Raw genomic sequence first — 15,601 nt, forward strand, 5'->3', positions numbered from 1 at the left:
ATCCCCACCACCGCCACCGGCTCATCCGTACGCGCCGCCCGCGTAGCCTGCCGCACCGGCACCGTCGTCTGGCCCACCAAATCCGCCATATACCCGGCCACCGCCGCCGGGGTGGGGTAGTCAAATATCAACGTGGCCGGCAACTGCAGCCCCGTTTGGTGGCTCAAACTGTTACGCAGGTCCAGCCCACTGACCGAATCGAGACCCAGGTCTTGAAATGGGCGCTGGGCCTCCACCCCAGCCCTATCGCCATCACGTAATAACGCCGCCGTCGCCGCGGTTACCATTGCGGCCAACGTGTTCAACCGCTGCTCGAGGGGTTGAGCGGCCAATCGCCCCGCCCAACCGCCAACGTCAGGCGCAGCAGCCTCACCGCCTAGCTCACCGACCACCGGCGACAGGCCATCCCCCGTCTCGCCGCCAACACCATCCCCGGCCGGCGCCAGCCAATAAGTGCGGTGCTCAAACGGGTAAGTCGGCAAACCCACCCGGCGTGCCTGGGGACACAGCCCCCGCCACGAAAGGCTCCGCCCATGGGTATGCAGCCGACCCAACGTCGCGGCCAGCGCATCCAAATCCGGGCGATCCCGATACAACGTAGGAATCACCGCCGAGTCGCCACGCTCACTGTGCACTAAGGTCTCGGTGATCGCCGGGGTCAACACAGGATGTGGAGACAGCTCTACAATCACGGACTCGCCGTGAGCCAGCGCGGCGGTGAGGGCATCATAAAAGCGCACCGGTTCACGCAGATTGCGATACCAATACTCGCCGTCCATGGTGGTGGTATCTAACGGCTGGCCCGAGAACACACCATCGACCGTTGAATACAGCCGGATACCTGACGCCTGCGGATCCAGCCCGCCCAGATCGGCAATTAGTCGCTCACGCAGCCCCTGCACCTGCACCGAATGCGATGCATAATCGACCGCCAAAACGCGCACCCGCACACCGTCACGCTCGCAGCTCTCGGCAAACTGTTCCACAGCCAGCCGACCACCACTGACAATGGTGGACGAGGGGCCGTTGACCGCGCCGACGCTCAACGCGTCACCCCATGACTGCACGCGGGCGGCCACCTGCGGTGCCGGCATCAACACCGAAGCCATCGCCCCTTGGCCGGCCATGCCCCCAACCGCTTGACTGCGCAGCGCAACAATCTTGGCGGCATCAGATAACGAAAACACCCCAGCGACATGAGCCGCGGCGATCTCTCCCTGCGAATGCCCGATCACCGCATCGGGGACCACCCCGTAAGAGCCCAACACCCGCGCCAAGGCGACCATCACCGAAAACAGCACCGGCTGTACGACATCCACCCGATCCAAGGATGCCGCCCCAGGCCCGTGACACAACGCATCCCGCACCGACCACCCGGTCCACGGCCGCATTACCTCATCACAGTCATCCACCGCGGCAGCAAACACCCGATGCTGCTGATACAACCGCTGACCCATCCCCAGGTACTGGGCCCCCTGTCCGGGGAAGACGAACCCCGTCTGCCCGCCCGCCGAATCCACACAGTGTGGCTCCACGAGCCGCGGATAAGGTTCACCTGCAGCAAGGGCCCGTAGCGCCTGCACCAGCTGCCCCCGGGCATCCTGGGCATCACCACCCACCGCGACCGCAGCCCGCCAGCAATGATGCCGCCGCGTAGCGCCCAAACTGTAAGCCAGATCCCCCAAATCAACCTCGGGATGCTCACCCAAGTACCCCACCAGCCGCGCCGCCGCGGCCGCCACCGCTGCTCGTGTGCGCCCCGAGACGGGCCATACCCCCACCAGCGGAGCCCCCGACCCCGACGCGGTCACGGGCGCCCCCGGCACCGCCGGCACCGCCGACGCCGGGGCCTGACCCACAATCAGATGCGCGTTGGTGCCGCTTATCCCGAACGAGGACACCCCCGCCAACAACGGCCGCTGCGGCACGGGCCACGACCCGGTCGCCGAGATGACCTGCACCCCCGACTCCGGACCCAACACCTCAAGTGGGGCACCACAATTCAAACTGCCCGGCAACTCCCGGTGCGCCACTGCCAAAGCCACCTTGATCAACCCGATCACGCCTGCAGCGGCCTCCAAATGCCCCACATTGGCCTTCACCGACCCAATCAACAGCGGCTGATCACCCTGATGCCCACCACCAAACACCGACACCAACGACTGGGCCTCGGTGCGATCACCCACCGGCGTCCCCGTGCCATGCGCCTCGATGTACTGCACCTGATCGGGCCCCACTCCCGCACCAGCCAACGCCGCCTGCAGCAACCGCTGATGGCCCTCCGCCGACGGCGCGGTCAACCCCGCCCGCGCCCCCTCATTGATCACCGCCCCATCAAGAATCTGGCAATAGATCCGATCGCCATCCGCCAGCGCATCGGAAACCCTTTTCAGGACAACAAAACCCCCACCCTCCCCGCGCACATATCCATTCGCCGTCCGATCAAATGGACGACACACCCCGTCAGCCGACAACACTCCCAACTGCGAGATCGCAACCCCCGCATACGGGTCCAAGTTCAGGTGCACCCCACCGGCAACCGCCACCGCACAGTCACCCCGGCGCAGACTGTCCACCGCCAACGCGATTGCCGCCAACGATGACGACTGACCGGTATCGACAACCAAACTCGGGCCGTTAAACCCGAAAAAGTGCGACACCCGCCCCGCAATAACCGACCGCAACGACCCCACCACGCTGCGCACCCCGGCAGCCACCCGTCCCGAAATCAACGACGCGAAATCATCACGCATCGCCCCCACAAACACCCCAACCGAACGGCCAGCCAACTTCTCCACCACAGCCCCGGCATCCTCCACCGCAGCCCACACCAACTCCAACGCCAGCCGCTGATGAGGATCCATCCGCTCTGCCTCACCATCAGAAATCCCGAAAAACGGCGCATCAAAACCCAACGCCTCACCCAGCACCGCACCAAACCCCAACCCACTCTCACCCTCGACATCTCCCAAACCCCACCGCTGCGGTACTTGCGCGCCCGCACTGCAGCCACCCTGACTGATCAACCGCCAAAATTCGCCCGCCCCCGCCGCCCCCGGCACCCGACACGACAACCCGACAACAGCAATTCCCATGTCAGCGCTCATAAATTAACCCACCTAATCTTCCGAGAATCGCGTTCAGCATCCGCGCCGTTCGACCCAACACAATTCGCCAGCGCCCAACCTCATAGCGAACAAATCACGCAATAATTAAGCTCAAATTATTGGTAGAGCAGAGCGCAGCACACCTACTATTGAGTAGTTGTGAGCTAAGCGCCCAACACCGATGTTCACAACCAAACTAACCTGAGAATAAGCGCCTAGTTTCGCTCATCGGTTATGCCGTTTAGCGACTATCGGCCAAACTGCAATCCGGCATCGCAACCGTCAATCACTCCTCTCTCAGGCAACACAGCCAGTCACCAGCGCTCCCAAAATCTGAGGATCCCGCCTTTCGTGCGCACGTCGTCAGGTGTGACCACAAACCCGATGCAGGGGAGCGAAAACAGCTCCCGCGCGAACGGCGAATTGGAGTCCTGCCCGACCGCTTTTCCGCCTTGGGTCGCGCATCATCACTCGGTGAGGTATGACAATTATTCGTCATGTGTATGACAGATAATCAATCTACCTCAGTGCGGCAGCGCGCACAAGATGCGGCAGCATCACGCAAAGTGTGTGCGCGAAACGGGTGAATCTAGTGCATAGTTTCGTCTCAGGATCGACAACGCCGGCCCCCAAACTCGGGCAAGCGCAATGGCAATGGCAACGCAGCCTCAGCAGCCGGCCCGGCCGAGCGAAGACAGCGCCTTCTATCTCAGCCGTTGCCCGCCGCCGCCACGCAGCGTATGCGCGAAGTCAAGATGGTTGCGAACCACGTTCGGTGTTCCATGTCAGAGTCGCGAAACGGGCAAGCTGGCTAGGCTCATGCAAATCCCGCAGCGGCGGTTGCAATTCGCGTTAGGTACGTGCTCGAGTTTTACACCCCGCAGGCAGAGATGGCGGCACTTAATTCTATGGTGGGCGTTCACCCTTCAGGTTGGGATCAGGTATTGCATGCGCTGAGCTATTCCCGAACGGTGGCCTGCAGATCGGGCCCTGGCAAACATCCTGAATCGCGGATCTCGTCGGCCGGAACCCCAAATCAGCGCTCGTCCTGGTAAGCGGAATGCGACAAGTCGGTGCGCATTGATAACCTCCAACACGGCTCGCTCGAGGACCTGCAGGGGTGATGCGTTGGCTGCCTCGGCAACCGCATAGGCGCCCCCGGCACTTCGCAAGCCCTGCACAAACCGGTCGTGGAACACGGCGATCTGTCCGTTGACCGCTTGGAATTGCTGGGCTTGCTCAGAGAACAATGCCGCGATCGCCGCCGACACCTCATCCTCGGCGGCAGCGATCAGCTGGGTCGTAGGTGCCGCTGCCGCGGCGCTCGCAGCGCCTTACGACGTCCCGATCCGACCCAGCTCGCTGACTGCCGACTCCACCGATTCGGTAACTACCAACACGAAGGACATCGACACTCCTCTTAACCCGCCCGAACCGGTAGAAAACCTACCTGCGTCCAGAGCCTAGAGCCTGTAAGAACCGGTTGACCAGCGTTTTTAACGCATTTGAACAAGCGGCGGCGTGTTGTCAACGACGACACTGAAGGCGCTACGGCGCGATGGCATCGGCCTCGCGGTCCTGCGGCTCGGGCGACTTCTCGCGTTTCTCCCAGCGGCGCAACGCTTCCCGGCAGGGCGACTCGACAAGCGCATAGCTCACCGCGGCAATCGCCCAGCCGAAGATCAGCGTAAACACCAACACCGTCGGCATGTGCCCGGTAAACGGGAAGATTCCGACCACCGGGAACACCATGTCAAGGGCCGCCAAGTGCCAGATGAAAAGGCCATAGGACCAGCGCCCCAGCGTCACCATGCCGGTGCTGCCCAGCAGGCGGTGCGGTGTATCGGGCCGATCCAGCACCAGCGGCGCAACCAGCGCGAACGCCAGCAGCGCACCCATCGCGGTCTTCACCGCGAACTGCGCAGACGTGCCCTGGACCAGGCCCGCCGGACCGGCCACCGGCGAGGCCGCCACCAGATAGGCCAGTACCGCGATGACGGCCATCGGCACCCGGCGACGCGCCCACCGGTGCGGCCACCCAATCGGGTGATAAGCCCACTCCGCCAACAACATTCCCGCGGCGAACCAGGAGAAGAATGCCGGCGGCCAGGTCATTGGGTTGGCTCCCGGGCCGCCGTGCAGCGGGATCCAGGCCCACGCCCAGCTGAGGGCGCCGACGGCGGCGATCACCGGTACGCGGGCGGGCACCGGGAGCCGTCGGGCCAGCAACGCGAAAACTGGCAGCGCCAGGTAGAAGCTGACCTCCACGGACAGGCTCCACATCTGGGTCAGGCCGCCGGTCAGAGTAAGCGGCACGTAGATCTGAGTGAGCGTCAGGTTGGCCAACCACACGGTCAGGCTGGCGTGGTCGGCATCGGGCAACAAACTGAGGATCACGAACACCGCCGCGAGATAGGCTGGCATGATCCGAACTACCCGCGAGCGCAAATAGTGGCCGGTCTGCGGACGCGTCCCAAATCCTCGTGCCGCCGCGGCGTGTCCGCGCCACAACAGGAAACCCGACAACGCAAAGAACACTGCCACGGCTAGATCGAAGCGGCCGAACAGCCGGCCCGTCACGCCGCTGGAGTGCCCGGTCTGGAACGCGACATGTGTGACCACCACACCCATAGCCGCGCAGGCGCGCATGCCCTCTACCGCGGGCAAGAAGCTGCGGGTACCACCTACCTGCTGGGCGTCGGTCACGATCACAGTTTGCCTGGCATGTGTTGTCGGCCGAATTGGGTATGCCCGAAAGGTTCGTCCGCCAGGCCGCTACGTTCTGCTGTTAGGGTCAAACGGGTTCTGCCACACTGCTTGGTCAGGTCGGAGCAACGTGACCCCCGCCGGCGACGATGCAGAGCGAAGCGATGAGGAGGAGCCGCGCACGTGAACCGAGCAGTCATGTTGCGATTCGCCGCATGCGGAACGATCGGGCTCGGAGCCGCCTTGCTGATCGCCGCGCTGCTGCTATCGACCTATACCAGCAGCAGGATCACCAAAATCCCGCTCGATATCGACGCCACGCTGATAAGCGAGGGCACCGGGTCGGCACTTGACTCGGCGTCGCTGTCCGGTGATCACGTCGTCACCAACCAGAATGTGCCGCTGGTGTCGCAACAGCAGTTCAGCGTCGAATCCCCGGCCAATGCCGATGTGGTAACGCTGCAGGTGGGAACCTCGGTCCGGCGCACCGATAAGCAGAAGGACACCGGCCTGCTGCTGGCAATCGTCGACACCGTCACCCTTAACCGGAAGACGGCGATGGCCGTTTCGGACGACACGCACACCGGCGGCGCGGTCCAGAAGCCGCGAGGCATCAACGACGAGAGTCCGCCGACCGCAATCCCGTTGCGACACGACGGGCTGGCCTATCGCTTCCCGTTCCACACCGAGAAGAAGTCATATCCATATTTCGACCCGATCGCGCAGAAGGCATTTGACGCCAACTATGAAGGCGAAGAGGACGTCAACGGCCTAACCACGTACCGGTTCTCCCAGACCGTCGGCTACAACTCCGAGGGCAAGTTGGTGGCTCCCATCCGGTACCCGTCGCTGTACGCCGGGGATGAGGACGGCAAGGTAACCACGTCAGCGGCGATGTGGGGAGTTCCCGGTGAGCCGAACGAACAGATCACCATGACCCGTTATTACGCCGCGCAGCGAACATTCTGGGTGGACCCGGTGTCGGGAACCATCGTCAAGGAAACCGAACACGCCAATCACTATTTCGCCCGCGACGCGCTCAAGCCCGAGGTGACGCTGGCCGACTACAAGGTCACTTCCACCGAAGAGACGATCGAGTCCCAGGTCAATGCGGCTCGCGACGAGCGCGACCGACTGGCGCTGTGGTCGCGAGTACTGCCGATCACGTTCACCGCGACCGGCTTGATCGCGCTGATTGGCGGCGCGGTGCTTGCCTCGTTCAGCCTTCGGACCGAGAGTGCGTTGACCGACCCCGGCCTGGACCGCGACGATACCGATTTCCTACGACGAGCGGGGCTGGAGCCACCGGTACCCGGGGCGGAAGCCGAGACCGAGAAGCTGCCTACGCAGCGCCCGGATGCGCCGAAGGAGCCGGGTTCGCCCAGCGCCGATCTGCCGCCGGACTCCAAGCCGCAGGCGGAGTCGGGACCTCCAGAACCACCCGAACAGGCCTAGCTCGATGCGGGCCAGCATGGCCCGGCCAGGGTTCGCGTTGGGGTTGGCGCTGTTAGTTGTTGCGCCGCTGCTGAAGCCTGGGTACCTGCTGCTGCGCGATGCTGTGTCCACCCCCCGGTCGTATCTGTCCGAAAGTGCCCTGGGGTTGTCGGCTGCGCCGCGGGCCACGCCGCAGGATTTCGCGATAGCGCTCGCCTCGCATCTGGTCGACGGCGGAATCGTGGTGAAGGCGTTGCTAATCCTGGGCCTGTGGCTGGCGGGGTGGGGCGCGGCCGTACTGGTCGACACCGCGCTGCCGGAGGCGGGGGTCGGTGGTCAGTTGGTCGCGGGCACGCTGGCCGTCTGGAATCCCTATGTCGCCGAACGGCTACTGCAGGGCCATTGGAGTCTGTTGGTCGGCTACGGCTGCCTGCCTTGGGTGGCGACTACGATGCTCGGGCTCCGTTCGTCGGGTGGAGCCGGGCGGTTCTTTGGACTGGCCTGCTGGACCGCGCTGGCCGGGTTGACCCCTACCGGGTTGATGCTGGCCGCAACCGTTGCGCTGGTATGCGTGATCGCACCCGGTGCGGGCCGGCCGCGTTGGATGTGTGCCGCAACGGCATTGGGCTTTGCGACGGTCGGTGCGCTGCCTTGGTTGACGGCGTCGGTGGTGGGCTCGTCGTTGACCAGCCATACTCCGGCGAACCTGCTCGGCGTTACCGCGTTCGCGCCTCGCGCCGAGCCAGGCCTGGGCACATTCGTTAGTTTGGCCAGCCTTGGTGGCATCTGGAACGGTGAGGCCGTACCCGGCTCGCGGACAACTCTTTTCGCGTTGTTGTCGGCCGCGGTGTTACTTGGTGTGGTGGCGGCCGGAGTACCGGCAGTGGTGCGCCGGCCGGCCGTGGTGCCGTTATTGGTGCTGGCGGCGGCTTCGGTATTGGTGCCCACGGTCTTGGCGACCGACCCGGGCCTGCACGCGCTGCGCGCGGTGGTTGACGCCGCGCCGGGCTTGGGGGTGCTACGCGACGGTCAAAAATGGGTGGCGCTGGCCATGCCCGGATATGCGCTGGCCGGCGCGGGCGCGGTGGTGACGCTGCGACGGTGGCTGCCTGCGGCGGTGACGGCGTTGATCTGCAGCCTGGCGCTGATCCTGGCGTTGCCCGATCTGGCCTGGGGCGTTGGGGGCAAGGTTGCGCCGGTGCGGTACCCGTCCGGGTGGGCCGCGGTGGCGTCGGCGATCAACGCCGCACCTGGGACCGTCGCGGTGCTGCCCGCCGGCACCATGCGCCGCTTTTCCTGGTCCGGCCCGGCTCCCGTACTCGATCCGCTGCCCCGTTGGGTGCGCGCCGACGTGCTGACCACCGGTGACCTGGTCATTTCCGGTGTCACAGTTCCCGGGGAGGGCGTGCACGCGCGAGCTATACAGGAGTTGCTGCTGACCGGGCCCGATCCGTCCGTGCTGGCCTCTGCCGGCGTGGCGTGGCTGGTTGTCGAATCAGATAGCGCCGGCGACATGGGTGCCGGCGCACGCACCGTCGCCGGGCTGACGCCGGCCTTTCGTGACGACGAAATCGCTGTTTACCGGATTGGGGGCCAGACGGGCGGTGCGCCTGCCGCCCACCTGCGAGCGGTGATGCTCGCACACCTGGCGTGGCTGGCTTTGCTGGTTGTCGGGGCATTCGGCTCGGCGTGCTGTTGGGCGCGCCGACATTGACACCACGCACAAGACACGCCGGCGGGCGTCGCCAAGGGTTGAGTCTGGAGGTGCGCGGCGCGCGGTTAGTCAGATCATGCCGCTGACACGGTTGCCCGCCTGGACCTCTTCCAGAACGATGCGCAGTGCATCGGCGCTTTGTTGCCACGAGAATTCGACGCTGCGTGCTTGAGCCTTGGCGCCAAGCTGATCACGCAGCACCGGGTCGGACAGCAGTTGTTCGAGTCGATCCACCAGCTCGGCGCGGCTGTCAACCAACATGCCGGTCACCCCGTCGATGATCGAGTCGGACAGACCGCCCGAGGACCGGTACCCAATGGTGGGCACCTTGTGCTGGGCCGCCTCGACCACCGCGAGACCCCATCCCTCCTTGCGGGAGGGCAGCAGGTGCACCCACGAGCTTTGCAGCACATGGTGTTTCGTCACATCGTCGACATGGCCGTGGAAGGTCACGGCGTCGGAAATGCCGAGCTGGTGCACGCGGTCAACGAGCCGCTGTCGCCACCACCCGCCGCCGACGATGTCGAGGTGCAAACCCGGGACTTGTGGCCGCAGCTGCGCGACTGCATCCAGCGCGTCCTCAATCTGCTTGTGGGGTACCAGCCGGGACAGCACCACGACTCGCGGTGCGTCGGCGCGGGAGGCGGACAAGGATGCTGCCGGCGCCTCGTCGAGGCCGTTCCGTACTAGCGCGATCCGCTGGTGGTCGACACCGAGAGCGACCAGATCCCGTGCCGACGGCAGCGACACCGTTACGTACTGGTTGCGCCGGTGCAGCCACGGCGACAGCGTCGACTCGACGTACCAGCCCAGCTTGGAAATCACCGGACCGGCCACCGGCCACTGCTCGCGATGACAGTGGTGGACCAGCACAACCGCGCGCCGGCCATACAGAAGCCGGGCGAGAAACGGCAGGCCGTTCTGGGTATCGACGACGATGTCAGGGCGGACTCGGCGCAGCGGTCCAAGGCGTAGTTTCGCGAGGGCCATCGCCAGCAACGCCCAGATGTATACCGAGTAGCGCCCGCCGGCACGGCTGATCCGAACACCGTCGACCATTTCTTGGCGCGGAGCGCCGGGATAACGAGCGGTACGCAGCGTGACGTCAATGCCTGATGCCGCGAGCCGGGAGCCGATGCGCTGCAAGTACGTTTCGCTGCCACCGCCCTGGGGGTGACCCGTGTCGCGCCAGCACAGCAGGAGGACGGAGCGCAGGGCAGACATCGGTCGCTAGCTTAGCCTGGTGCGGGCAGGGCGAGCTGGGCCGCCGGATCCCCGACCAGCACGGGATCTCGTCACATGCGCCACACTGGCCTCTGGCGGTAGGCACGTTCGTTGTGCCTACCTCCTAGCGGGTGCCTCATGACGCAGGGACTTATGTGGCAAATGTGGCCACGCGACCAGCCGATCGGAGGGAGTGGCACGTGCCCCCAGGGGGCAACACCTGGTGATAACCGATATTTTCGCGCGGCGAGCGACACTGCGGCGCTCGGTTCGGCTGTTGTCAGAGTTCCGATACGAGCAGCCGGACCCGGCACGGTTCTACCGCGCGCTGGCGACCGACACGGTGGCGATGGTCGGCGACCTGTGGCTGGCCAGCCACGGCGAGCCGCCAGTGGGCCGCACGCTGCTCGACGTCGGTGGCGGACCCGGGTACTTCGCCTCGGCATTTGCCGAGGCGAAAGTCCGCTACATCGGCGTCGAACCGGACCCTAATGAAATGCATTCGGCCGCAGCTGGTTTCGCTCATGAGCCGGCCACGTTCGTCCGGGCTTCGGGCATGGCCCTGCCCTTCGCCGACAACTCCGTCGATATCTGCTTGTCATCCAACGTCGCCGAGCACGTGCCGCGGCCCTGGCAACTCGGCAACGAGATGCTCCGGGTTACCAAGCCGGGCGGCCTGGCGGTGCTGTCGTACACCGTCTGGCTGGGCCCATTCGGTGGACACGAGATGGGTCTGAGCCACTACCTCGGTGGCGCCCGCGCCGCCGCGCGCTATGCCCGCAAACACGGCCATCCGGCAAAAAACAACTACGGGTCGTCGTTGTTTGCGGTGTCCGCCTCCGAAGGTCTGAACTGGGCCGTGAGCACCGGAGCGGCCATCGCCGCATTTCCCCGCTACCACCCACGATGGGCATGGTGGCTGACGTACGTTCCAATGCTGCGCGAGTTCCTGGTGAGCAATCTGGTGCTGGTGCTCCGTCCCCAATAATGGAACATGTTCTCGTTTTGCTTCGGCTTGGGTAGGGTGGCGCCATGAGCCACAGTCAGACAACGGAGTACGACAAGCTTTTCATCGGCGGCAAGTGGACGGAGCCGTCGACCTCGGAAGTCATCGAGGTGCATTGCCCAGCCACCGGCGAGTACGTCGGCAAGGTGCCGCTGGCGGCGGCGGCCGACGTTGACGCCGCGGTCGCCGCGGCCCGCGAAGCATTCGACAACGGCCCCTGGCCCTCGACGCCACCGAAAGAGCGCGCCGCCGTCATCGCCGCCGCGGTCAAGTTGATGGAGGACCGCAAGGACCTGTTCACGAGCCTGCTCGCCGCCGAGACCGGTCAGCCACCGACCATCATCGAGACGATGCACTGGATGGGTTCGATGGGGGCGCTGAACTTCTTCGCCACCGGGGCTGTCGACCAAGTCAAGTGGAAGGAGACCCGCAACGGCTCCTATGGGCAGACCATCGTGCACCGCGAGCCGGTCGGCGTCGTGGGCGCGATCATCGCATGGAACGTGCCGCTGTTCCTAGCGGTCAACAAGCTGGGTCCGGCACTGCTGGCCGGCTGCACGGTGGTGCTAAAGCCAGCCGCCGAAACACCTTTGAGCGCAAACGCTTTGGCTGAAGTGTTCGCCGAAGCAGGCCTACCCGAGGGCGTGCTGTCGGTGGTACCGGGCGATGTGGAGACCGGACGAGCGCTCACGGCAAACCCCGACGTCGACATGTTCACCTTCACCGGCAGTTCCGCCGTCGGCAAGGAGGTAGGCAAGCGCGCCGCCGACCTGCTCAAGCCGTGCACCTTGGAGCTCGGCGGCAAGTCGGCGGCCATCATCCTCGAGGATGTCGACCTTGTCGCCGCGATCCCGATGATGGTGTTCTCCGGCGTGATGAACGCCGGGCAGGGCTGCGTGAACCAGACGCGCATCCTGGCACCACGCACGCGTTACGACGAAATCGTGGAAGCGGTAAGCAATTTCGTACAGGCGCTGCCGGTTGGGCTGCCGTCCGATCCGGCCGTACAGGTCGGGCCGCTGATCTCGGAAAAGCAGCGGACGCGCGTCGAGGGCTACATCGCCAAGGGCATCGACGAGGGCGCTCGGCTGGTGTGCGGTGGCGGCAGACCCGATGGTCTAGACAACGGATTCTTCGTGCAGCCCACCGTCTTTGCCGACGTCGACAACAAGATGACAATCGCCCAGGAGGAGATCTTCGGGCCGGTGCTGAGCATCATTCCCTATGACACCGAGGAGGACGCGATCAAGATCGCGAACGACTCGGTGTATGGGCTCGCCGGCAGCGTGTGGACCACCGATATCCCGAAGGGCATTGGGATCTCGGAGAAGATTCGCACCGGCACATACGGAATCAATTGGTACGCATTCGATCCGGGCTGTCCGTTCGGCGGTTACAAGAACTCGGGGATCGGCCGGGAGAACGGGCCCGAAGGCGTCGAGCACTTTACCCAGCAGAAGAGCGTGCTGATGCCGATGGGCTACACCGTCGAGTAGCTAGAGCGCAATTAGCGACCTTGGGACCGGTTCAGGCCGATTAGCACGGCGCGCCCGTCGCGCTCGAGCGACACCGTAGAAGTGCTAGTCAGGGGCAGAGTGAACGGGAGAAATATTAACTATGCAATAGAACATATAGCTTGGGATCAGGAGACGTAGCCACAAGCTTGAGGTCAATTATCACGGGTTAGCGACAAGTGGTTACTTACCCGACAGGCGTTTTATATGCTGCTTGGCATATTCATGGGCCGGTGGCCCCGGCGCATGAGTGCGACACACATGCCGGGAGGAACCATGTGGATCATCGAGCTCAACGTCGCCGGCCTTCGATTCACTCGCCAGATGCCCGACTTGCCGCGACGGCGGTTCCGGTTCAGCCCGCGCGACTTGCACTGGCCCGCGCTTCGTCACTCACACGGCCACCAGCACGCGGCATGACACCAGCTAACCCAGCTGCGACGAAGCGCAGCGGCACCCGCAACAAGATGCTGATCAGCGCCGCCGAGGTGATGCGCGAACGCGGGGCCGCAGGTGTGACCATCGACGCGGTGCTCGCACGCAGCGGCGCCCCGCGCGGCTCGGTGTACCACCACTTCCCCAACGGACGCAATCAGATCCTGAGCGAAGCGCTGCGATACGCGGGCGATTCGATCACCGCCACCATTGATGCCGCCGTCGACCGGGGTGCGCGAGTCTTGCTACGCGAATATGTCGAGTTCTGGGAACGGCTGCTGACCGAGTGCGACTTCAGCGCGGGTTGTCCCGTGGTGGCGGCCGCGATTGGCTCGGCCGAAGATGAGCTTGAGCTGTCCGAGGAGGCCGGCATCATCTTGGGCCACTGGTGTACCGCCTTGACCCGTGCATTCATCGCCGACGGCTTCGACGAATCCGACGCCGCTTCACTGGCAGTGATGTCGATCTCCGCGCTGGAAGGCGCAATCGTGCTGTGCCGCTCGACTCGCAGCGCAATCCCGCTACGCCAAGTTGGCGATCAGCTCGAATTCCTAATCAAGGCAAGGGAATTCGTTCGTCGGAATGGATTGCCCGCGAAGCATTAGGTCAGTCGCTGGCTGGCAGCGGCTTGACCTCTTTGAGCTGCAGTTTGGTATCTCCGATGCTCAACGTTCCGGCACCCGGCTTGGTAACCAGGACTTCGGCACCGTTTTCGTCGACATAGCGCTTGCCCATCACGCTGCCGTCGGCAAACGCTGGGTCGAGTTCGCCCGAACGCTCGGCGCCAAATGCCACCATCGGGGCACCGCCGCATCGCAGATCGTCGAGGGTGTCCGCGGTTCGGACGACGATCACCTGGGTGTCACACACCTGGCTGGCGAGGCGGGTTCCGTTTTTGATCATGATCTTGTTCCCTCCATCGCTTGGCCAGCTACGCCAGCTAGGCCATCGACGATCTCGCGGCGAAGTACCTTGCCGGTCGCGGTGGTTGGCAGCTCGTCGCGAAACACTACCCGGTCCGGGGTACGCGACCCGCGCAAACTCTTGCGGACGTGCTCGCGCAGTTCCTCCGGGTCGGGGTCCACACCGGCAACCGGTACCACCACGGCCACAATCGCCTGACCCCACTTTGCATCGTCGACGCCAACCACGGCAACGTCGCGCACGTGTGGGTGCGCCAGCAGCACCTCTTCCAGCTCGGCGGGCGCGATGTTCTCACCGCCGCGGATGATGGTGTCGTCGCTGCGTCCGCCGATAAACAGATAGCCATCTTCGTCCAGGGTGGCGATGTCCTTGGTTGGAAACCAACCGTTTTCGTCGAGCACCGAACCGATTCCGGTATAGCGGCCGGAGACCTGCTCGCCCCGCACAAACAGCTCTCCGGTGCGGCCCGGCCCCAGCACCGCGCCTGTGTCGTCACGGATTTGCAACTCGATACCGGGCACCGCCCGTCCCACCGATCCCAGTCGCTTAGCGCTGGCGGCATCCGATGCCGATAGCGCCGCGCGGTGGTCCTCGGGTGTCAGCACGGCGATCGTTGAGCTCGTTTCGGTCAGGCCGTAGGCGTTGACAAAGCCGACATCCGGCAACAATTCCAACGCCCGGCGGACCAGTGGCAGACCCACCCTCGAACCGCCGTAGGCCAGGTTCCGCAGATGCGAAAGCTTGTAATCGCCGGTCTCGAGCACGGTGACGATGCGGTCCAGCATGGTGGGAACCACCGTCGCGGTGGTGACCTGTTCGGCATTGGCCAGTCGCACCCACTCGTGGGCATCGAAGTTCGGCAGATAAACCATCTTGCGACCGGCGTACAGGTTCGACAGCGCAGCCCCGATCCCGGCGACGTGGTACGGCGGCACACAGATCAGCGCGGCGTCGGTGGGTGCGGCCGAATCGAATTCGACGGTGCCAGTCACATAGCTGGTCAGGTTGTTGTGGGTGAGTTCGACGGCCTTGGGCTGCGCCGTGGTGCCCGAGGTGAACAACACAACCGCCACCGAGTCCGGGTCTGCGAACACCGAGGTGGGCTCGGCGCTACGAGCGGACGCCAGGAATTCGTCGGAATCGATTACCCGCTCAAAGACATCTCCGAGCATCTCCCGGTAGCGGTTGTCGACGATCACAAGAGGTTGCGGCAACCGCTCGATCAGTGCCTGGATTCCGTCTCCGGATAGCCGGTAATTGATCGGGGTAAAGGCCAGCCCGGCGCGTGCTGAGGCGAAAGCCAGCAGCGGCAGCATCGCACCACCAGTGCCGACGTAGGCGACGTGCTGGGCATTCGTTGCGGCGATAACTCCCGCGCCGCCGTCGGCGAGATCGCTGAGCTGCTGGGTCGTCCAGCGTACGTCTTCGGACGCCCCGCCAGAAACAATCGCCGTGCGATCCGGGTTGCTAGACGCAGCCATCTCGAGCAGCAACGAAACGCTCATCCTCGATCTTTCTGGATCTCGGCCCTTTACAA

10 protein-coding genes and 1 pseudogene are annotated in these 15,601 nt (G+C 64.6%); 5 read left to right on the forward strand and 6 right to left on the reverse strand.

Annotated features, from left to right (window positions below; genetic code table 11):
- The 3 genes and pseudogenes from MSIMFI_RS04280 to MSIMFI_RS04290 form a co-directional block, all read right to left on the reverse strand.
- Positions 1-3,107 (reverse strand): type I polyketide synthase (locus MSIMFI_RS04280; protein WP_191496265.1); only part of this gene is annotated, 3,107 nt, incomplete at its 3' end.
- A gap of 926 nt (positions 3,108-4,033) precedes the next feature.
- Positions 4,034-4,426 (reverse strand): annotated as a pseudogene (locus tag MSIMFI_RS04285) (PE family protein); the annotation flags it as partial.
- A gap of 229 nt (positions 4,427-4,655) precedes the next feature.
- Positions 4,656-5,819 carry an acyltransferase family protein gene (locus tag MSIMFI_RS04290; protein ID WP_191496266.1) on the reverse strand — a complete coding sequence of 388 codons (1,164 nt, stop codon included), beginning with the start codon at positions 5,817-5,819 and terminating at the stop codon, positions 4,656-4,658.
- Positions 5,820-5,996: 177 nt separating this feature from the next.
- On the opposite strand from MSIMFI_RS04290, the gene MSIMFI_RS04295 reads away from it, so the two are divergent.
- Complete coding sequence (locus MSIMFI_RS04295; protein WP_191496267.1) at positions 5,997-7,268, forward strand: DUF3068 domain-containing protein; 1,272 nt, start codon at positions 5,997-5,999, stop codon at positions 7,266-7,268.
- 16 nt (positions 7,269-7,284) lie between these two features.
- On the forward strand, positions 7,285-8,961 hold the full coding sequence (locus MSIMFI_RS04300) for a hypothetical protein (RefSeq protein ID WP_191498018.1): 1,677 nt from the start codon (positions 7,285-7,287) through the stop codon (positions 8,959-8,961).
- A gap of 69 nt (positions 8,962-9,030) precedes the next feature.
- Here the strand turns inward: MSIMFI_RS04300 and MSIMFI_RS04305 are convergent, their stop codons facing one another.
- Positions 9,031-10,185 (reverse strand): glycosyltransferase family 4 protein, encoded by a 1,155-nt coding sequence (locus MSIMFI_RS04305; protein ID WP_191496268.1) that lies wholly within the window; start codon positions 10,183-10,185, stop codon positions 9,031-9,033.
- A 220-nt stretch (positions 10,186-10,405) separates the two neighbouring features.
- Here MSIMFI_RS04305 and MSIMFI_RS04310 point away from each other — a divergent pair, with 220 nt between their 5' ends.
- The 3 genes from MSIMFI_RS04310 to MSIMFI_RS04320 all read left to right on the forward strand — a co-directional run bounded on the left by MSIMFI_RS04310 (position 10,406) and on the right by MSIMFI_RS04320 (position 13,745).
- Positions 10,406-11,173 carry a class I SAM-dependent methyltransferase gene (locus MSIMFI_RS04310; protein WP_191498019.1) on the forward strand — a complete coding sequence of 256 codons (768 nt, stop codon included), beginning with the start codon at positions 10,406-10,408 and terminating at the stop codon, positions 11,171-11,173.
- 44 nt (positions 11,174-11,217) lie between these two features.
- Positions 11,218-12,687 (forward strand): aldehyde dehydrogenase, encoded by a 1,470-nt coding sequence (locus tag MSIMFI_RS04315; RefSeq protein ID WP_191496269.1) that lies wholly within the window; start codon positions 11,218-11,220, stop codon positions 12,685-12,687.
- Between the two features lie 434 nt (positions 12,688-13,121).
- Complete coding sequence (locus MSIMFI_RS04320; protein ID WP_191496270.1) at positions 13,122-13,745, forward strand: TetR/AcrR family transcriptional regulator; 624 nt, start codon at positions 13,122-13,124, stop codon at positions 13,743-13,745.
- Position 13,746: 1 nt separating this feature from the next.
- On the opposite strand, the gene MSIMFI_RS04325 is transcribed toward MSIMFI_RS04320, so the two are convergent.
- Both MSIMFI_RS04325 and MSIMFI_RS04330 read right to left on the reverse strand, forming a co-directional pair.
- Positions 13,747-14,043 carry a hypothetical protein gene (locus tag MSIMFI_RS04325; RefSeq protein WP_186241240.1) on the reverse strand — a complete coding sequence of 99 codons (297 nt, stop codon included), beginning with the start codon at positions 14,041-14,043 and terminating at the stop codon, positions 13,747-13,749.
- Positions 14,040-15,569 carry a class I adenylate-forming enzyme family protein gene (locus MSIMFI_RS04330; protein ID WP_191496271.1) on the reverse strand — a complete coding sequence of 510 codons (1,530 nt, stop codon included), beginning with the start codon at positions 15,567-15,569 and terminating at the stop codon, positions 14,040-14,042. The genes MSIMFI_RS04325 and MSIMFI_RS04330 overlap by 4 nt, the downstream gene beginning before the upstream one ends.
- Positions 15,570-15,601 lie beyond the last annotated feature (32 nt).

Source organism: Mycobacterium simulans, assembly GCF_900232995.1.
GTDB classification, from domain to species: Bacteria; Actinomycetota; Actinomycetes; order Mycobacteriales; family Mycobacteriaceae; genus Mycobacterium; species Mycobacterium simulans.

Excerpts from the sequence above, each read along its gene's own strand:
- MSIMFI_RS04330 (WP_191496271.1), bottom strand. The coding sequence starts at position 15,569 with ATGAGCGTTTCGTTGCTGCTCGAGATGGCTGCGTCTAGCAACCCGGAT.
- MSIMFI_RS04320 (WP_191496270.1), top strand. The coding sequence starts at position 13,122 with ATGACACCAGCTAACCCAGCTGCGACGAAGCGCAGCGGCACCCGCAAC.
- MSIMFI_RS04300 (WP_191498018.1), top strand. The coding sequence starts at position 7,285 with ATGGCCCGGCCAGGGTTCGCGTTGGGGTTGGCGCTGTTAGTTGTTGCG.
- MSIMFI_RS04325 (WP_186241240.1), bottom strand. The coding sequence starts at position 14,043 with ATGATCAAAAACGGAACCCGCCTCGCCAGCCAGGTGTGTGACACCCAG.
- MSIMFI_RS04305 (WP_191496268.1), bottom strand. The coding sequence starts at position 10,185 with ATGTCTGCCCTGCGCTCCGTCCTCCTGCTGTGCTGGCGCGACACGGGT.
- MSIMFI_RS04315 (WP_191496269.1), top strand. The coding sequence starts at position 11,218 with ATGAGCCACAGTCAGACAACGGAGTACGACAAGCTTTTCATCGGCGGC.